Source organism: Streptomyces sp. NPDC050388, assembly GCF_040655635.1.
GTDB lineage: Bacteria > Actinomycetota > Actinomycetes > Streptomycetales > Streptomycetaceae > Streptomyces.
The window spans coordinates 1-17,147 of the sequence record NZ_JBFAKH010000119.1 but is presented as its reverse complement, the minus strand read 5'-3'; the positions used below and the strand labels follow the sequence as shown (position 1 = coordinate 17,147).

Here is a 17,147-nt window from a genome sequence, read left to right as displayed (position 1 = left end):
GCCCGCCGAGGCCTGAGCACCGGCCCGAAATCTGACCCCCACCACGCCCCGACGCGCTGTCAGAGATCCAGGCTCCCAACAACGTGACAGCGCCCTCAGCACCGCTCCGGTCTCCTCATCGACCAGGGTGACCCGGGCGTCCGGCAGCGCACCGTACACGCCGACCCAGACGACGAACTTGTCGCGGGCCACGGCCTCGCTGCCCCACCAGCCGTGCATCGTCGGGCGGCCTGCCGTGATCAGGATCAGGTGATAACGCCGGTCGGAACCGAGTCTCATCCCGTCAGCCTCCGTCGGGCGGGCAGTCGCCCGCCACCAGGACGGCGCCCGCGCGGGAGTGCCACCTAGCGAAGGACGTTCTGGTGACCGGCCGGGGCGGCGGGCGGGATTTTCGGGCCGGGGGCGGTGGGCGGCGCGGGCATCACCCGGGCCAGGTCGCGGCGTATGCGGTCGGCTTCACCGCGTACCTGGGCGGGGATGTCGCCGCGCTCGGCGACGAGGCGGCTGTAGATGGGGGTCTCCTGGAACACGGCGGGCTCTGCTCTCTTGCGTCGGGTGGCCGGGCGGCGGTCAGCTGCGCCCGGACGCTCACATCTGTGGGTCGAGGCCGAACTGGTTCATCAGGTCGGTGAACAGTTCCTGCGCATTCTCCTGCAGGGCCTCGGCGTCGTCGGCGGGGGTCAGCGTGCCGGTTGCGGGCCGGATCCGGCGCAGGCGACGGGCGTGGTCGGGAGTCTGTGTGAAGGCGTGGTCGTAGGTGGCGACGGGGACCAGCGCCGGGGCCGCCGGGGAGGGTGCGACGGCGGTGAGGGTGGCGGTCAGCTGCGGGGCGCTGTCCACCCGCGGCCGGCGCGCCAGTTCCCGGGCGGGGGCGCAGACCTCGCGGCAGCAGGCGCCGACGAAGTCCTGGGACACCCGAAGGTCCGCGTCGGGGTTGTCGTCTGTGCGGTGTTGTCTTGCGGCGCGCCAGGAGACGTGGGCGGCCGGCAGCACGGTCCCGTCGTGGTGCAGTTCGGCATGGACGCCGCGGGCGTCTTTCAGGGGAAGGGTGCTCAGGACCCAGCGGCGCAGGCCGGGGCGCGGGTGGTGGGTGACGATCTGCAGGCTCGCCAACGGGCCGGGCGTCGTGACGGCCTGGCTGTGGCGGCGGGCGGCGGCGGCCACGGCGGTGGTGTCCTCGCGGGTGGGGCGGGGAGCGGTGCGCGGCAGGGGGCGTTCGGGGCGGGCGAGGGCGAAGAAGGAGACGGCCGGCTCGTGCTGCTGGGCGGCGACGGTGTCGCGGGCGTGGGCGAGTATCTGCTGCAGTTCGTCCTCGGCGCGCTGGGCGCGGGTGAAGCGGTCGCGGTAGGCGCGCTCGAGCTGGTGCTCGGCCGTCCAGGCGGTGTGGTCGCGGTCGCGGTAGGGGGCGACGGCGGCCTGCTGGTCCTTGTCCCGGGCGGCGGTGCCGTAGACGAGATGGGGGGCCATGGGGCTGGCCGGGACGTCGGCCACCAGGACACTGCGGGCGCCGTCAGGCGAGGTGAGAAGGGTGAGGGTGAGGTCGGCCAGGTAGGGCTGGACGTGGTTGCGGACCCACTGGCCGTACTGCTCGGTGTTCGCCTCGTCGGGGTCGATGCCGACCAGCTCGCACGTGGTGTCCCGTACCCCGAAGCTGATCAGGCCGCCGCGGGTGTTGGCCATCGCGGCGACGTCCTTGGCCGGCTCGTTGAACCGGCCCTCGCGCGGGGGCCGGGGAAGATGCTCCTTCCAGTCCAGATCGTCGAACTCGGCCAGCCGGTCGGCGGCGGCCCGGGCGACCATGGCGAAGGAGAGGGGGCCGGGCGGCACGCCGAGGTGCTCGTGCAGTCGCGTCCAGGAGCCGGCCATGCGCGAAACCCTACGGCCCGGCGCTGACAACGCCGGTGGCACCGCTCTTGGCCGTCGGTGCATGTCCCGTCCGGCGTGCGGCTGCCACGTCAAACCGAGCGGGGTGCTTATGGTGCGGCGCTCTCGCGTCCTGCCTGGCGTATGCGCGGATCGGCGGTGCGGTCGTCGGCGACACCGCTGAAGTGCTGTGCGGATTGCGGATGGTCCCGCAGGACGGAGGCCATGACGGCTGCGGCGTCACTCTTCAACGACCGTAGCCAGGGCCAGATCTTGTCCTGGACCTCGAGGCGGCCGCCGCGGTCGAGAACCGCCCCGGCGCACCCGGTGTCGGGGCCGTCCGCCAGGCACGAGACGCCGACCAGTCCAACCGGGTCGTACTCGGCCGCCTTTTGGCTTGGCCGCTCCCCCGCGGGCGAGCCGGGACGAGTCCTGCATCGGGACGGCCGGGACGGCGTCCTCGGCCGTCCAGTCGCCGTCGATGAGCGCGGCGACCAGGCGTGCGTCAGCTTGGGGAGCCGGCCGGTGCGGTGCTTGGTGCGGGCCTTGGCGAGCCAGGCGCCGACGGGGGTGGTGGCGGGGGCTGCGAGGTGGCCGTACTGGTCGCGGTAGGACTGGGCGGCGGCGGGAGCGGGAGACGGTCTGGTCGCGGGGGGCGAAGGAGGCCAGGTCCATCGCTTGGGCGATGCGTTCGGGGTGGACGGTGAAGTCGAAGTGCCAGCGGCGTTCGATCACGGTGCTGGTCTCGCGTGGGAGGCGGTTGGCCTTGTCCGGGAGGCGTTCGAGGATGCGGTGGTCGTCGTCCACGGCTGCCCCTTGCCTCGCTGTGCATCGCGGCGGCCCAGGGCGGCGCGTACAGGCGTCACGGCGGTGTCGCCTTCGCGGGCAGGGCGTCTGTGCGGGTCGGGCCCGGGTGGGCCGTGGGGCGGGAGCGGGTGAGATGTTTCGCGTCCGGTGTCTCGTCCGATGGACTGGCGGGGAAGGTGCAGCAGCCGGGTGCGGCGGTTCGCACGGGTGGTGATTGCCCAGGACAGCGGCGATAGCACCGTTTGGGTGGGTAGCATCCGGCAGCAACACATCCGTTCAGAGGAGCATGCAGCAGTGGCCAACGAGCCGGAAATGCCCACCACCCAGAGTCTTCAGAGCCAGTACGCGGCCCAGTTCACCAAGGACCTCGCGGCCAACCGGGAGGAACAGGCCCGTCTGCGGGAGCGTCTTGGGCAGCTCGAGGCGGATGAGGCCTGGCTGGTGAAGGCGCTGGAGACGGTGTCCGCCCCGGCCGAAAGCGGCTTTGGTGCCCAGGCGCCCGAGGGCGAGCCGGTGCAGCCGCAGGACAGCGCGTCCGGGCCCACGGAGCCGGCCGAAGTAACCGAGGCGGCCGTTGAGGCTTCTGCGGCTGTTCCCCAGCAGCGGCAGGACAAGCCGGCCGAGGCACCCGTGAAGAAGACCACGGCCAAGAAGACGGCCGCCAGGAAGACGGCGGCGAAGAAGACCACGGCGAAGCAGGCACCCGCGGCGAAGAAGACGGCATCCACGGCCGGTGAACCGGCCCTGGGTGAGTTGCTGTTGACCGTCCTCGAAAAGCACGCCGGGCAGCCGCGCACCGCGAGTGAGGTCGCCGGCGACCTGGAGCGGGAGTACCCCGAGCGGGCCCGGGACGTCAACACCGTGCGCAACACCCTGGAGCGGCTGGTGGCCAAGAGCCGCGTCGAGCGGATGAAGCAGAAGAACACCGTGCTGTACACCGCCGTGGCCGAATCCGCGCCCGCTACGAAAGACACGGCCATGGAAGCGTCTCCGGCGGCCGAGACGGCCGGTGTCGAGGAGGCCGGGAAGGCGCCGGCACAGGCCTGACTTCCTCGCCCGGCCGCGGTGACACCGTCCGGGCTTGGCGGGAGCCCGCAGCACGATGCGTGGGGTCGGGCAACAATGCCCGCTGATGAGGAGTGGGGAGCCCCTTGCCGGGCGCGGGGCCTTCCCCTCCTCCCCGGCCTCTGCAGCGGGATGCCGCCGGGTGCCTGTGCGTGGCCGTCCACGGGGTAGCCGCGCGTGTGACGTCTCACTTCGCCGGCCGGCCCGGCTCTCACTGCACGTCAGACGTTTTCACTGGCCACGACCTTGATTCGTTGACATCGCGCGAGAATCAAGGGTGGCGCCTGCTGAGAACGTGCAGCGCGTCGACGTGAGACGTCGCACCGCCCGCCGCCCGGTGCGCCCTGTGCGGTCAGGCCCGCGTCGGCTTCGGGCAGTTCGTCCTCCCCGGCCCGCGGCATCTCGTTGCTCACCGGTGCACCGTAGAGCCCGGTCACCCGGCCGGGGTTGGCGTGGCGGCACGGGAGCGTGGACGGGGTGGGCGCAGCAGACCAGGACGTGCGGCGGATCACTCCTCGGCGCGGTCCCCTCAGCAGGCACACCGGCTACGCCACCCCGAAGCGCCGGGCTGCGTTCGTTCAGAAGGGGTCGGGCGGCATCTCCAAGAGGCGCCGGCCGTGAGCGGTCATGCCCTCCTGCGTCCACTCCGTCAGCAGATGCGCAGCCTCCCGCGTACGGCTGGCGTCGTGGCCTGCGCCGTCTGCGAAGAACTGGACGAAGAGGCCGGCCGCGGGACGGTCCGCGTCTTCGGCGTCGCAGGACGGGCACGGCTCCCAGTGGATCGGCGGCCCGTCCTGGTCGTCCTGCGGCGCGACGCCGCTCATGATGAGGTCGCCCCCGCACCGTGAACACTGCGGCAGCCGATCAGCGAACTTGGGTATCGCCACAGCCTCACCCTCTTGCGCTGCACATGGCCTTCTCGCCCAAGGCCCGCTGAACTGTGCGGTCAGCCCCTTCGTCGAAGGGGGTGACCGGTCAGGCGGGGCGCAGCGAGCGGAGCCGGTCGGCGATGTCGTACACCGTCAGGCGCAGCGCGCGGATGTCGGTGATCAGGTCACGCCACGGCTCGTAGGAGGCGTCCACGGTCTCGCCGGACGCCCGGACGTACGCCACGGCGACGCCGTAGGCGAAGTACTCGTTACGCGCGGGCAGCGGCCGCAGCAGCACGAGCTGTTCCAGCAGCGCGGCCGCCCGCCAATACGCGTCGGGCTGGCCGACCTCGATGTGCGGGGTGTTCACCCGGTGCCGGGCCACGGCGGCGACGAGCCCGGAGTAGTCCCGCACGGCCAGCTCTTTGCCGAGCAGTTCCTCCTGCCGGTCAAGGAGCCAGCGGACGTCGATGTGCAGGTCCAAGGTCAGGCCGCCCGGTGCATGCGGTCGGTGCCCTGGGGGAGGCCGCCGAAGTCGCGGTCGAAGGCCTCGGCGATCCCGGGCTGGGAGACGGCCTGTCGGAAGGCCGTGGTGGCCTGGCCCAGCTTCAGCTGGTTCTCCTCCTGGACGGCGAGTTCCGCCACCAGCGCGCGGACGCTCGTGCCCCGGGCGGCGGCGATGGCGGCCAGCCGGTCTCTTGTCTCGGTGTCGATCTTCACGGTTGTGTCTGCCATGCCTACGAGTATGCACCCATGACTACCTTCATGAATACCTCTCGGGCCGTCGCGGACGGTGCGACCGGGTACGCACCCGCCCATGACACGGACCTTTGCGAGCCAGCCCCGCCCCTGCCCTCCGGCTCCGATGGGTGAGTGGAACGAGGTCTGCGAGAGGGGGTCGACGGCAACGGCCGGTGCCGGGGACTGTTCGCCCCGCCCTTCGATTCCTGACCGTGCCGGCGCCCGTGGCCGACAGCGCCAGCGGCGGCAGGTGCGCGGGGCACAGCAGGTGTCCGCAGAGGGCATACCGGTCGCGGGCACCAGTGCTGATCCGTGGGTGCATAGGGCTGTAATAGGCAGGACAGCGCAAGGGCGGGCACGGGATCCTTGAGTGCATGACGTGGGCATCAGGGAGTCGGGCGGTACGGGATGGGGATTATGTGGCGCGGGTGCGGAGGCACCGGCCCAGTGCTCTGCTGCCGCTGATCGCGCGAGCGTCGGCTACCTATTCGTTGGAGTCGTCGTGGCTGCGGAGCCCGTCCGGGAAGTACACGCCATGGGCGCTGGCCGACGCCGCCCGAGTGTCGCTTGTGTGCGGAAACGAGCACCGCAAGGACGCGGACGATGAGGACCTGCTCCGCATCGTGGACATGTACGTGCGGCTGGAGGACCACTTTCTCCGTGACACCGACGAGGACGCTCTGGGCCGGTGGCTGCTGCGCGCCTCCGGGGAGCAGATGACCTACCAGGAGTCGGTGTTCCAGGACCTGGCCCGTGCCGGGGCCATGCTCACGCAGACGGTGGGCACGCGCCCGGCACGGTGTCTGCGTCCGGGCTGGGAAGAGGAGTTGCTGGGCACGAGCCTGTCGCACTACGTCGGCATCGCCCAGTTGCTGTGGGCGTCGGCGATCAGCTGCGCCGGCCGGTTCGATCCGGACTCGCTCAAGGCGCCCGGTGCGGAGCGGATCTGTGCGGAGATCCCGGCCATGACCATCCTGTCGGTGGCCGAGAAGCACTTCGTGACTGATGCGGCCGCTTTCCGGCAGGTCAACGAGCGGGCCCGGATGACCACCGATCCGCTCCTGCGCCGCTACGAGTACAACCCGCTGCGCGGCACGCCCTTGGTGAAGGGCTACGGCCCCGGATTGCTCGCACCGGTCAGCCAGCTGATCCCGGCCAAGGCCAGCCCGCTGGGCATCTACTACACCGGCGCCGCCCGGTACGGTGACGCCTTCACGCAGGACCTGGGCGACTTGTTCGAGGCCTACGTCGGCCGCCAGCTCGGGCTGCTGCCCGACGCGACGGTCCAGCCAGAGATCGTCTACGGCCGGAGCAAGGCGCTCAGCGTCGACTGGATCGTCGTCACCGAGGAGCTGGTGCTGCTGGTGGAGGTGAAGTCCGTGCGGCCCACCGCGCATCTGCGCCTGGCCAGCGAGCAGCGGATCGACGAGGTGAGGCGCATGCTCGGCCGCGCCTATGAACAGATCGACAACACCGCCGCCCTGATCGCCGGCGGGCAGAAGGAGTTCGCCGGAGTGCCCACCGACCGGCCCGTGCACGGACTGATCGTGACGATGGAGCCGTTCCACATCGTCAACGCCCCGGTCCAGCGGCCGCAACTGCCGGCCACCGAGGTGCCCGTCACGGTGTGCAGCATCAGCGAGCTGGAGAACATGGTCACCATCACCGACGCCCCCGTCGGCCGGCTCCTGCTGGAGCGGGCTGCCGACGCCCAGCGTTCCACCTATGCCCTGCGCGAGGCGCTGTCCGGTCACACCCACGCTCGCAACGCCGTCCTGGACGCCGGATGGGACAGCTACCCCTGGCGGGATGCCGCGGCCGGGCAGATGCCGTCCGAGCCCGCCGGTGCGGCGCTGTAGGAGACCGGGTGGGAGCGAGCACGGCCAAGGAGCACCATCTGGTGCCGAAGCACTGGCTGCGGGCCTTCGCCGAGGACGGACACGTGCTCGGACGGCGGCGCGGCGGCGCGGAGCATCGCACCCCCGTGCGGCGCGCGGCCGTGGCCCGGCACCTCAACACCGACCCCCTCGCCGAGGGCGAGCGGCGCGTGGCACTGGAGACCTACCTGGACCGCCACGTCGACGGCCCGTGTGCGCCGGTTCTGCGCGCCTTGCGGGAGGGACAGTGGCCGCTGGAGGAGGCACAACACGCTCTCCGCGGTGGACGCGCTGGCCTGGCAGGTCGTGCGCACCCAGGCGTTCAGGTCCTTCGACGAACAGGTCGGCCACCATCTGTTCCCGGCCCTGTGGGCGCAGGAGGCAGTGGGCCACTGCGAGGAACGGCTGGGACGGCCGCTGTCGAACCCGGGGTGCCTCTGTGTCTTGTCAAGCCCCTTGCATGGGGAGTGACTTGGTCCTTCGCTCGTCGGCGATCATGACGCGCCAGACATGGTCGGCCAGTCGGCGTTTCAGGCACCGCTTCGCTTCCTTCGGCGTCTTACCCTCGGAGAGTTTCCACTGGTAGTAGGCGTGTCCGGGTGATTTCGGCATCCGTATCTGCACGACCGCGATGGTGTGGAGGACGGAGTTGAGCTGGCGGTCGCCGGAGCGGGAGAGCCGGTGGCGGGCCTTGTCCGCGCTGGCGATCTCCACCGGGGCAGCGCCGGCGTAGTTCGCGAACGCCGCCGAGGTGGGGAAGCGGTGAGCCCGTCGGGTGCGGCCGATCAGCCGAGCGGCCATGACCGGCCCGACACCCGGGGTGTCCATCAGTGTGCTGCTCGATGCCTCCACGAGGCTCTGCATCCGGGCAGCATTGTCCGTGAGCTGCTTGTCCAGTTTCCGGATCTCGGCGACCAGGTCCCAGGCGATGTCCTTGCGGACGGTCTCGACGTCGCCGGCGGGACGGACCGACCGCAGCAGCCTGGCGGCCAGGTCCGCGGACAGCTGGGTCGGGGCGCCGCCGGGCAGCAGGTCACGCAGCAGCGCGTGGAGCTGGTTGACCGTGCGGACCCGGGCCTGGGCCAGGTTCACACGCCGTTCGTCCAGGAGAGCCAGCGCCGTGGTGTGGTCCTCGGCCTCGACGTCCCGTCCGTCTCCCTGCAGACAGGCGACGGTGGCTGCGGCCGCAGCGTCGATCTGGTCGTTCTTGCGCCGCCCACCGCGGGAGAGTTCGCGCACCCGGCTGGTCGCCGCGGCAGGGATATCGACGACGCTCTCGCCGCGGGCGATGAGCCACTGAGCAAGATGCCGGCCCAGTCCGTTGGCGTTCTCCACAGCCCACTTGCGCTGCGGCCATCGCTTGGCCCAGGCCAGCAGCCGCCGGTAATCCGTCAGGCTCGCCTCGATCCGCATCGACCCGGCCTGCAGGTTCGATTCCGGCTCGACGGCGGTGGCGGTGTGGGTGGACTTGTGTGGATCGACACCGAGCAATATCACGGGCTGTGTTCCTCACGGTCGAACGACAGAGCAGCCACGACCGACACGCCGACTTCTGGAACCAGACGACCGGGACACGCCTCTGTTGAGTCAGACCGCGGACGGACACCGGACCGGCGACATACCCCGGGAGAGCCAGCCACGAAGAGCGGCAGACGGTTCACGAGTCACCCGGCCCGGCGTCCTACGGCACGCTACGAGCGGCCAACCCGACCGCGTCCCGCTTCCCCCATATAAGTCGGCGGTTCATGAGCGTTCTCAAGGATGTCCGACCCAGGCCTGATGGTGGGGCGCAACGTGCAGTCCCTCCCGCAGGCGGCCGCGCAGGACACCGACGCGCGTTCTGCCCTCCAGGACCTGCAGCCCGCTATCTGACGGGTCCAGGAGGCGTCGGTCGATCAGGATCGACGGGCGCAGCCACGTTCCGTGCTCTTCCCAGTGCCGGCCGATCTCTGGGGGGCGACCCTTAACCCAGTGCACCGGGTTCTCGGCGAAGCTCTCGATACAGCCGGCATCGGACGCTCCGGTCGGCATCCCGCTGAAGTCCGTGGCCGGGATCGTCTCGAGCCGCCACGTGACGTCGCGTAGGTCGATGCTGTCGTAGTCGTACACGAAGGCGGTGTTGTCGCCGTGGTCGAAGAGGAACTGTTCGAGGACGTCATCCGGCCACTGAAGTGAGGCCAGCGCAGGGTCGACGCGGAAACGGTCATAGCTGAGGCCGCCGTCTTGGCGGCGTGCCATCAGCGGGCTGAGGTCACTTAGCTTCACACCGCCAGGTGTACAGCAGATTCTCGGCGGTGTTCCCCTTGCTCTGGTTCACCGCCGCTGGGCCGCGTGACGTTGAGGTCGCGGGATCGTCGGATCGGGTGACTCCATAAAGCCGGGTCCCGGGGATGTCATGGCTGATCCCCCGGGGCCCGTGGTTTGTCTGGTCGGCATCACCATGTGGGCACTGGGCGAAGGGACGACTGGTCTCCGTTGTCGGCGAACAGCTCGACCACAAGGGACTTGGTAGCCACCAGGGCGAGTTCCAGGTTGAGGAGCCGGTCCGCAGCTGAACGCCGGTCCTCCTCCACCTCGATGTGGGGACGGACGTCTGTCCAGAGGGTCCGCAGTACCGCCTTGGCCTGGTCAACGAGGCCAAGAGCCGTCTCCTCACTCATGTTCCGTTCCTGAACCCCCACGACCAGAGCAGCGAGCAGTGTGGCGACGTTCTCCACGTGCCCCGGCCCCAGCGGTCGCTCCTCCGACAGGCAGTCCAGCCATCGCCGGAGCAGGTCGAGGTCGTAGGAGATCCGATCCAGCAGGTCCAGGATCTGGGTGACCCGGCCATTGACGTCGTTCACGCGAGTGCTGTGCCGTACTGATCCGTTCGGGTAAATCTCTCGTTGGAGGGCCGCTTCCACTGGGATGTCGGCGAAGTCGGTGACGCTCCCGTCCGGGCCGATCTTCCAGCCAAGGGGCTGGCGGTCTCCGTGTTCGCGGGCCGTCACCTGGGCAAAGAGAACCGCGCGGCCTGCGTCGAGGTCCAGGCCGTCCTCCACAGCGGTCAGCACTGCGTCGTCCGCGGACCGCAGCAGGGCATCGAGTTCGGCGTCGCTGTCGTAGTGGGTCATCGCTCGCCTCCGTCGTTCGCGCTGAGCAGGATTGTCTTGAGCCGGGCGCGGCCGCGGCTCAGGTTCTGCCGTACGGCTTCGTGGGTCATGTCGAGGGCATCGCCGATCTCGCTGGTCGCAAAGCCGTCCAGATGCCAGGCGAGGACCGCGCGTTGCAGAGGCGGCAGGGCTGCGAGGGCGGCGTAAACGCGGGTCTCTTCCTCTTTGAGTTCCACTGAGCGCAGGGGGCAGACGCCGCCCGGCAGTTCCGGGACGTCGTCGGTGAGGTCCTCGCGGCGGACTGGCTGGCGCAGGTAGAGGCGGATAGCGACCTTCCGAAGCCAGGCGGCGGGGTAATCGATGGTCTCCCACTTCACGAACGCTTCAGCGAAGGCGGCCTGGGCGGCCTCTGCTGCTTCGTGGCCGCTGGCTCCCTGCCGCAGCAGGTGGCGGACCAGCTTGGCCATGTGCTGCTCGTAGAACTGGGCAAACTCCACCCGGGCGACGCTGCCACGCTGCTGTGGCGGAGCCGCCGGAATCGGCGGCTCTGGCGCAGACACGGCAGGTACGTGGCTGATGGCGTGCCGTCGGAAGGGCTCCAGTTCGAGCTGTGCGGTCTCCAGATGGATCTCGAAGTCAGTCACGGGCGTCTCCGCCGGCCGCGCCGACCTCGATGCGCAGTTCCTCGCCGGCCCTGCGTTCAGTGACCTTGCTGCCCGGCGGGAGGGCACGAACGCGGTCGCTGGCGCCCTGCTGGGTGAGGCGGGCCAGCTGGACCTGCGTCCGGCTGCGGATCCACTGGTAGAGCAGCCGTGCGCTCAAGATCGCGCCCAGTGCCGCTAACCCGATCACTGTCTCTGGCAACCTGTCCCCCTCGATGCTGCTTGAGGCGCCCAGTGCGCCCGTCGCATCAAGGGAGTGTTGGCAGGGCCGGAAACCGTGACATCAGGCCTGGTGTGACATGGGTCTCGTGCCCGCTCGGATCGGGGCCGCCGCCAGGCGGCCCCGTGTGGTCACCGCCGCCAGGAGCCCTGGGGGTCGCGTTCAGGCATGCGGCTGGGGTGGGCGAGTCGCCCGGTCGCCGCCTGGGCAAGCCAGTCAGCCCACCGGCTGATGAACTCGTCCATGTCCCCAATGACCAGCGGCATGAAGGGCCATGCCACCTGAGCCCCACCAATCACTGGGCGGAGGGCGGTGGCAGCGTCGCTTTGCGGTGGTAGCGCGAAGGGCTTCACGGCCGTCGATTGCGGCCCGAACGGTGTGCCCATGAAGGCGGTCTCGAACCACTGATACTGCTCTGCCGTCTGCGCGTCGGCGTACCAGAGGGAGTGGCTGCGGCCCTCGTACCCGTGGTAATTGGCGGGGACCTTCAGGGAGAGGGTCGCGGAGGCAATGACGTCGAACGGCGCCGGCGTCGAGGTGGTGCGCCAGACCTCGGGGGCGGTCTGCCTCGGTCCGGACAGGGTCAGCTGGGCGTCGTTGATCCGGACGGTCCACCCTTCCTGGTTGTCCTTGCGTACCTCCGCGCTCGGGGCGGCGGTCGTGAGAGTCGTAAGGAAGGCGTCGGCGATGAAGGAAAAGGAGGCCGTGGCAGCCTCGAACAGGACCTTGCGTCGATCGGCCTCGGTGGCATGTGCCGAAGCCCGGCGGTCAGCTTCGGCTTGGCGCGCGACCGCGCCCTGGTTGGCTTCCGCAAGCGCGGCCAGCCCGCCGGAGAGCGGGACCGCGGGGATCTGCCCCAGCCGGGCGAGCACGTTGCCGGCCGCCGGGCGGCCCTGCGGGGCCCGGAAGAGGCACTCGGTGACCAGCGCCGCCAGAAGGGGCGGAGCGGTGGTAAGGGGCGGCAGGGTTCCGTGCAGGTGCTGATCGTGGAAGTCATGTTCGTACGGTCCCGTGAAGGGCGGGGTGCCCTCCAAGAGCTCGTATGCCAGGACGCCCAGGGCGTAGATGTCGCTGGCGCTGGTGGCCCGCTGGTTGTTCCAGCGTTCGGGGGCCATGTACGCGAGGGTACCCGCGAGTTTGAAGGTGCGCTTGGCGGTGGTGGCTTCGGCGTAACGGGCGATTCCGAAGTCGGCGAGGCACCAGCGGCCACCGAGCAGCAGGATGTTCTCCGGCTTGAGGTCGCGGTGGATGATCTCGCGGTCCTTGAGGTCGGCGAGTGCTTCGGCGACGTCGGACAGAACGGCGACCACCTCGTTGAGGGGCAGCTGACCGTGCTCCTGGAGGTGGTCGCGCAGAGACTTCTCGGCACGGGGCATCACCAGTACCCACTGGTCTTCGTGCTCGCCGCTGTCGATGACCGGCACCACGTTGCGGACGCCGTCCAGGTTGGTGAACAGCATCTCGCGCTCGGTGCCCGGTGCCTTGGGCACGAGCTTCACCGCCGCCTGCTCGCCGGCGGTGTTCTCCGCCTCGAACACGGCGCCGAAGCCGCCGCCCCCGATGCGGGCGCCGACGGCCCACTCCTTGTTCAGTGCCAGTCTCATGGTGCGTGTTGTCTCCATCGTCAACTGCTGTCCAGCGAGGACGGTTTCGCCCCACTTCTATCCTCCCAGGGACCACTGACAGTGGTGTATCCGTGTTGTCCCGCGCGCCCGAGCCGGGCCCCTGGGTGCCTGATTCCCGAGACCCGTGGCGTGTCCGACTCGGGGTCACTCCGGCCGTCGTGGCGGGGGGGCAGATGACCGCGTAGGGCTTCCCGTGTACGTACACGGGCACTCCCATGGCGAACTCGGGGCTGCCGTGGCGGGGCGACGCTGGGGTGGGTGCCGGCCTCGTGGTGGACGAACTCCACCACCGGCTTGATCAGAGCCTTCTGGCGCTGGAGCAGAGCCTCGATCGCCGCCAGGTGCTCCTGTTCGGCAGCCTGCCGCGCCTTCTGTGCCGTGGCCAGGCGGTTGGACATGGCCGCATCCACGCTGGTTAGTCTTCCGCTCTGGTCAACTGGGCAGGATGGGCAGCAATTCCGTGAGGGGTGGGCGTGAGCAAAAGAGGATCTTCTGGCGAGAGAAGTAGAGGCGTGGACGGTCCCCGGGTGGATTTCCTGCCCGTGCCGAATGGCATCGACTACCTCTCGGAGGTTGTCGCCCGGCTTGCGCGACCCGACGCAGAGGTCTCTCCGCGGGATCTGAAGTACGCGGTCCTTCACCTTCAGGCTGCCACCGAGGTGCTGGTCAAAGCGCGCCTTCAGATAGCGCACTGGTCACTGGTCGTGAAGGACCTCAGCAAGTGCACCAAGGAGAAGTACGACAGGGGCGAATTCGAGAGCGCCACGGTTGCTGAGTCGATGCGCAGGCTCGTCGACATGGTCGGGGTGCCCGTCAGGAAGGACGACCGCGAAGCGGTAGAGGAGCTGGCGAAGCTCCGCAACCGCCTGCAGCACTGGGGGCTTCAGGAGACAGTCGCCCTGGTGGAGAAGCAAGCGGCGAGCGTGCTGGACTTCCTCATGCGCTTCTTGGACGAGCACCTGATGCCCGCCTTGAAGGATGAGCAGCTCGCCGCCCTGCAGAAAGATATGGATTTCGTGCGCCATGGTGTACGGGAGATCGGTACCTACGTGGAGACACGTCGGACCCGCTTGCACGTAGAGCTCAAGGAGCACGCGGACAAAACGGCGCAATGTCCGTCCTGTCATGAGTGGGCACTCGTTGTGGACCGGGAGGGCAGCAGGTGCCACTTCTGCCCACGCGCCTGGGACAGCGAACAACTCGCGTACGCCTACACGGAGAGCTTCGAAACTGGGAACATCGAGGACGACGTCTCCTCAGGTGACTGCCCCGAGTGCTGGACCCGAACACTCATCGTCGGTGTGCGCACGGCGGCCGCTCCGGGGCAGCCGATCGACATGTGCTTCAACTGCGCCGAGGTCTTCACCGGCCTGCGTCTGTGCAGCTGCCTCGAGTACTTCGTCCCCGTGGCGGAAGAGGACATCTGCCGACGGTGCTTCAACCTGCACATGGAAATGAGCGGGATAAATGATTCGTAACGAGGGCACCAAGGGCGTCTTCTGGAAGCGGCGCACCGAAAGACAAATGGGCCGTAGATATGCCGCCGGAGTCCTTGACACGGGGCGCCTGACACCGGCTGTGCGGACCCTGCTGTGGCCCTCGACCTGAACGCGGACATCGGCGCCCCTGTGTCACCGGCTTTCGTTGAGCTTTGCCAATGGCGTCCACCATCCAGGCGCGGGGTCTTTTAGGCTCGTCAGGACCCAGGGTCATTGCGTGAAGTGATCTTGTCCGGGTTCATCTGGTGAGGCCGAGGGCGGTCAGGGGTCGGTGACGGTCGCGGGCGGCCTGGCGGAGGGCCGCGGCGATGTTGGTGTGGCCGTCCTGGCGGTGGACGCCGATGGCGAGGTTGCGCAGGCTGGCCATGGTGCGGGGCAGGGCGGCGGTGCGGACTTTGGAGTCGTCCTCGCGGAAGGTGCGGTCTCTCACGTGGTGCAGCAGGTTCTCGATCGTCCAATGGCCGCGGATCCAGGCGGCGAGCTGGGCGCCGGTCGCCGCGCCGGGCGGCAGGCTGGTGATCAGGTAGACGCGTTCGATGGTGAGCCTGCCGGTGGTGAAGTCCCGCCTCCAGCGCACGACTTGGAGGGCTTGTTTAGCGTCGGGGTAGTCGATGTGGGCGAAGGCGGCCGTCTTGAGCCTGCGGATCTCCAGGCGGTGGTGGGCCCGGGTGCGGTCGTAGTGGTCGAGGGTGATCTCGCGCCAGGGCAGGCGGCGGACGCGGTCGAAGATGCCGGGGTGATTGGCCTTGACGTGGGCGATGTAGTGGGCGCCGCGGGTGCGGAGATAGGTGCCGTGGGCGTGCTGGGTGTGCAGGGCGTCCGCGGTGATCACAGTGTCGGTCAGGTCGAGGGCGTCCAGCAGCGGGGCGAAGGCGGGGATCTCGTTGCTCTTGTCGGCGACCTGGCGCTGGGCGAGGACGTCTCCGTTGTGGGTCATGGCGGCCAGCAGGGCGATGGCTGGGGTGCTCGTGGTGCGGGAGCCGCGTACGGTCTTGCCGTCCACGGCGATCGGCCGCAGCCCGTCCTCCTGGGCGAGGGTGTTCCGGGCGGCGAGGAAGGCGCCGATCGCGGCGTCCAACACGTCGCCGTCCACGCGGGCCAGCAGTCGGCGCACGGTGCCCGGATGCGGCACCGGGATCCGGCCGGTCAGCGGATCTGGTGCGAAGCCCAGGACCCGTAGCGCCCAGCGCGGAGCATCGGCGATCCATTCGCCGATGGCGGTCAGCGACCGCGCGCCGGCCAGCACGCTCGCCGCGGCAGCCGACAGCAGCGGAACCAGCGGATACAGGCGGCCCCGGCGATCACGCGGATCGGGTACGAGGGTCAGGTAGTGGTGCAGCCGCACGGCATCGGTGACGGGCGCGACGGCTTCGGCGCGGGCCAGGTAATCCAGCGCGCAGGGCATGGGAGATGATGCAGGGGCAGGCACGGTCTCGCTCGGTTCTCATGGGTCTCGACAACCACATGATCACCAGCGCCGTGCCTGTACTGCTATTCACCCAGACCGGGACATGACGCCACGTCACGGACGAGGGATCCGAACCTGGACCGATCGCTTTCACGCAAAGACCCTGGCCCCTGAGCTGCCTGGTCAAGGGGTCCCCTGAGCGCTCCGTCGACGCCGACAACTTCTCTACGAGGGTGTCTCGCGGAAGTCGGACCCGGTGCCGTCGTCCGCCGCGGCCGGTGTGTCGTCCTCCTCCCGGTACTGCGCCAGCGTCCGCTGCAGACGCTCCGCGAGGTCCTGGAGGTGCGGCGTGAGGGCCCGCTCCATCGCGGTCTCCCCGCGCTCGGCTCGGATCCGCGCCTCCTCTTCGTCCAGCAACTCGTCGAGCGACTTCGGTTCCGGGTCCAGTCGCACGAGCAGCCACGCGGACGCCCGCCAGTCGTCCGGCCGCCGGCGGACGCGTCGCTCGCTCCGGGTCTCGCCGGTGATGGGGTCCGTCCACGTCCGGTACGTCTCCGAGACGACGGCTCCGCGGGCCGCCTCCTCTATCTGGCCGGTGGCGCGGGCAGCTGCCGCCGCGCGGGCCCGGGTGACACGGGCGTACAGGGCCGCGTGCGGGTCGGGGGAGTCGACGTCCAGGTGCCCGCCGTGCTTCTCCTCGACGGCGTCCTCGCCGAGGCGCATCCAGTTCAGGAAGGTGGAGCGGCCGACCCCGGCCGCGTCGGCAGCCTGCTTCATCGGCAGGCCCACGGCGGTGGCCCGGGCAAGCAGATCCATGACGGCCGGAGTCAGGAGCGACGGACGACCCCGGCGGCGCGGCTTGCGGCGGGCGGGCTGAGTCGTGTTCGTGTGAGTCATGGGCGCGGACCATACGGACCGCCACGGCTACCGTCTCGGGCTGCGCTCGGGACTTCTGGGACCGGCCCATCGCGCGCGAGATACCAGCCCATCACGCATACGTCCCGGGCTCTCCGATCTCAGGCAAGGAAGAAGCCACCCGCCCGCGACGATCACCGCCTGGTGGTGGAGGAGGACCGGCGGCCGGTGGCTTCTTCCCCCAGGCCGGGCCAGAGCCGGGTCCACCACGCGGGCCGCGCCGGCGCCGGAAGTAGAGGTACAGGGAGACAGCAAGCCGGAGGCGCCCTCCGGGCGGCACAGAAGCTGGTGAACAGGTCGCCGAGCTGCGAAAATCGCCGGGCGCCTCCGTTATGAACCGCGAGTGATTCACGTCACGTCCTTGGTTCCAATCAACCGAGCAGGCGCAAACGGTCGGGGGCGGGCCCGGCGAGCGGGCCCCCCCCCCGGCGGCGGGCAGGGTACGCGCACACCAAGCGCCCCGGCGCGCCCCAGACCAAAAAAACAACCAGGATTGGGGACCAG

The 17,147-nt window shown here is 69.8% G+C and carries 19 protein-coding genes; 4 read left to right on the top strand and 15 right to left on the bottom strand.

Translation table 11 applies throughout. The features are described from left to right. The 3 genes from AB0I73_RS36910 to AB0I73_RS36900 form a co-directional block, all read right to left on the bottom strand. On the bottom strand, positions 1 to 279 hold a 279-nt coding region (locus AB0I73_RS36910; protein ID WP_363044796.1), incomplete at its 3' end, for a hypothetical protein. Between the two features lie 65 nt (positions 280 to 344). Beyond that, positions 345 to 530, bottom strand: a complete 186-nt coding sequence (locus tag AB0I73_RS36905; protein ID WP_363044795.1) for a hypothetical protein — start codon at positions 528 to 530, stop codon at positions 345 to 347. A gap of 58 nt (positions 531 to 588) precedes the next feature. Next, positions 589 to 1,866, bottom strand: a complete 1,278-nt coding sequence (locus AB0I73_RS36900; RefSeq protein WP_363044794.1) for an ATP-binding protein — start codon at positions 1,864 to 1,866, stop codon at positions 589 to 591. A gap of 1,116 nt (positions 1,867 to 2,982) precedes the next feature. On the opposite strand from AB0I73_RS36900, the gene AB0I73_RS36895 reads away from it, so the two are divergent. Then, on the top strand, positions 2,983 to 3,717 hold the full coding sequence (locus AB0I73_RS36895; RefSeq protein WP_363044793.1) for a BlaI/MecI/CopY family transcriptional regulator: 735 nt from the start codon (positions 2,983 to 2,985) through the stop codon (positions 3,715 to 3,717). 239 nt (positions 3,718 to 3,956) lie between these two features. On the opposite strand, the gene AB0I73_RS36890 is transcribed toward AB0I73_RS36895, so the two are convergent. The 4 genes from AB0I73_RS36890 to AB0I73_RS36875 all read right to left on the bottom strand — a co-directional run bounded on the left by AB0I73_RS36890 (position 3,957) and on the right by AB0I73_RS36875 (position 5,339). After that, positions 3,957 to 4,148: a hypothetical protein gene (locus AB0I73_RS36890; RefSeq protein WP_363044792.1), complete on the bottom strand. Its 192-nt coding sequence runs from the start codon at positions 4,146 to 4,148 to the stop codon at positions 3,957 to 3,959. Between the two features lie 165 nt (positions 4,149 to 4,313). Further along, complete coding sequence (locus AB0I73_RS36885; RefSeq protein ID WP_363044791.1) at positions 4,314 to 4,622, bottom strand: DUF6300 family protein; 309 nt, start codon at positions 4,620 to 4,622, stop codon at positions 4,314 to 4,316. Between the two features lie 88 nt (positions 4,623 to 4,710). Continuing rightward, a complete protein-coding gene (locus tag AB0I73_RS36880; protein ID WP_363044790.1) occupies positions 4,711 to 5,088 on the bottom strand; it encodes a toxin Doc in 378 nt (125 codons plus the stop codon). A gap of 2 nt (positions 5,089 to 5,090) precedes the next feature. After that, entirely contained in the window at positions 5,091 to 5,339 is a 249-nt protein-coding gene (locus AB0I73_RS36875) for an antitoxin MazE7 (protein ID WP_363044789.1), read from the bottom strand. A gap of 566 nt (positions 5,340 to 5,905) precedes the next feature. On the opposite strand from AB0I73_RS36875, the gene AB0I73_RS36870 reads away from it, so the two are divergent. Together AB0I73_RS36870 and AB0I73_RS36865 are read left to right on the top strand one after the other, a co-directional pair. Next, complete coding sequence (locus AB0I73_RS36870) at positions 5,906 to 7,204, top strand: hypothetical protein (protein WP_363044788.1); 1,299 nt, start codon at positions 5,906 to 5,908, stop codon at positions 7,202 to 7,204. Beyond that, positions 7,132 to 7,722: a DUF4238 domain-containing protein gene (locus tag AB0I73_RS36865; RefSeq protein WP_363044787.1), complete on the top strand. Its 591-nt coding sequence runs from the start codon at positions 7,132 to 7,134 to the stop codon at positions 7,720 to 7,722. The genes AB0I73_RS36870 and AB0I73_RS36865 overlap by 73 nt, the downstream gene beginning before the upstream one ends. On the opposite strand, the gene AB0I73_RS36860 is transcribed toward AB0I73_RS36865, so the two are convergent. The 6 genes from AB0I73_RS36860 to AB0I73_RS36835 form a co-directional block, all read right to left on the bottom strand. Then, on the bottom strand, positions 7,670 to 8,719 hold the full coding sequence (locus AB0I73_RS36860) for an IS110 family transposase (protein ID WP_363044786.1): 1,050 nt from the start codon (positions 8,717 to 8,719) through the stop codon (positions 7,670 to 7,672). The genes AB0I73_RS36865 and AB0I73_RS36860 overlap by 53 nt on opposite strands. Before the next feature lie 258 nt (positions 8,720 to 8,977). Beyond that, on the bottom strand, positions 8,978 to 9,487 hold the full coding sequence (locus AB0I73_RS36855) for a hypothetical protein (RefSeq protein WP_363044785.1): 510 nt from the start codon (positions 9,485 to 9,487) through the stop codon (positions 8,978 to 8,980). A gap of 170 nt (positions 9,488 to 9,657) precedes the next feature. Next, complete coding sequence (locus AB0I73_RS36850) at positions 9,658 to 10,335, bottom strand: hypothetical protein (protein WP_363044784.1); 678 nt, start codon at positions 10,333 to 10,335, stop codon at positions 9,658 to 9,660. After that, positions 10,332 to 10,958, bottom strand: a complete 627-nt coding sequence (locus AB0I73_RS36845; protein ID WP_363044783.1) for a sigma-70 family RNA polymerase sigma factor — start codon at positions 10,956 to 10,958, stop codon at positions 10,332 to 10,334. Before AB0I73_RS36845 ends, AB0I73_RS36850 begins: the two co-directional genes overlap by 4 nt. Then, complete coding sequence (locus AB0I73_RS36840) at positions 10,951 to 11,136, bottom strand: hypothetical protein (protein ID WP_363044782.1); 186 nt, start codon at positions 11,134 to 11,136, stop codon at positions 10,951 to 10,953. The genes AB0I73_RS36845 and AB0I73_RS36840 overlap by 8 nt, the downstream gene beginning before the upstream one ends. A gap of 191 nt (positions 11,137 to 11,327) precedes the next feature. Beyond that, positions 11,328 to 12,800, bottom strand: coding sequence for a serine/threonine-protein kinase (locus AB0I73_RS36835; RefSeq protein WP_363044781.1), 1,473 nt, complete (start codon positions 12,798 to 12,800; stop codon positions 11,328 to 11,330). Positions 12,801 to 13,348: 548 nt separating this feature from the next. On the opposite strand from AB0I73_RS36835, the gene AB0I73_RS36830 reads away from it, so the two are divergent. Further along, positions 13,349 to 14,299 (top strand): hypothetical protein, encoded by a 951-nt coding sequence (locus tag AB0I73_RS36830; protein ID WP_363044780.1) that lies wholly within the window; start codon positions 13,349 to 13,351, stop codon positions 14,297 to 14,299. A 259-nt stretch (positions 14,300 to 14,558) separates the two neighbouring features. On the opposite strand, the gene AB0I73_RS36825 is transcribed toward AB0I73_RS36830, so the two are convergent. Both AB0I73_RS36825 and AB0I73_RS36820 read right to left on the bottom strand, forming a co-directional pair. After that, on the bottom strand, positions 14,559 to 15,725 hold the full coding sequence (locus tag AB0I73_RS36825) for an ISAs1 family transposase (RefSeq protein ID WP_363044779.1): 1,167 nt from the start codon (positions 15,723 to 15,725) through the stop codon (positions 14,559 to 14,561). 228 nt (positions 15,726 to 15,953) lie between these two features. Beyond that, positions 15,954 to 16,625: a hypothetical protein gene (locus AB0I73_RS36820; protein ID WP_363044778.1), complete on the bottom strand. Its 672-nt coding sequence runs from the start codon at positions 16,623 to 16,625 to the stop codon at positions 15,954 to 15,956. Positions 16,626 to 17,147 lie beyond the last annotated feature (522 nt).

What these genes read in the sequence shown, in the direction of transcription:
- AB0I73_RS36850 (WP_363044784.1), bottom strand. Translation starts at nt 10,335, where the DNA reads ATGACCCACTACGACAGCGACGCCGAACTCGATGCCCTGCTGCGGTCC.
- AB0I73_RS36825 (WP_363044779.1), bottom strand. Translation starts at nt 15,725, where the DNA reads ATGCCCTGCGCGCTGGATTACCTGGCCCGCGCCGAAGCCGTCGCGCCC.
- AB0I73_RS36895 (WP_363044793.1), top strand. Translation starts at nt 2,983, where the DNA reads ATGCCCACCACCCAGAGTCTTCAGAGCCAGTACGCGGCCCAGTTCACC.
- AB0I73_RS36835 (WP_363044781.1), bottom strand. Translation starts at nt 12,800, where the DNA reads ATGAGACTGGCACTGAACAAGGAGTGGGCCGTCGGCGCCCGCATCGGG.
- AB0I73_RS36900 (WP_363044794.1), bottom strand. Translation starts at nt 1,866, where the DNA reads ATGGCCGGCTCCTGGACGCGACTGCACGAGCACCTCGGCGTGCCGCCC.
- AB0I73_RS36820 (WP_363044778.1), bottom strand. Translation starts at nt 16,625, where the DNA reads ATGACTCACACGAACACGACTCAGCCCGCCCGCCGCAAGCCGCGCCGC.
- AB0I73_RS36865 (WP_363044787.1), top strand. Translation starts at nt 7,132, where the DNA reads ATGGGACAGCTACCCCTGGCGGGATGCCGCGGCCGGGCAGATGCCGTC.
- AB0I73_RS36875 (WP_363044789.1), bottom strand. Translation starts at nt 5,339, where the DNA reads ATGGCAGACACAACCGTGAAGATCGACACCGAGACAAGAGACCGGCTG.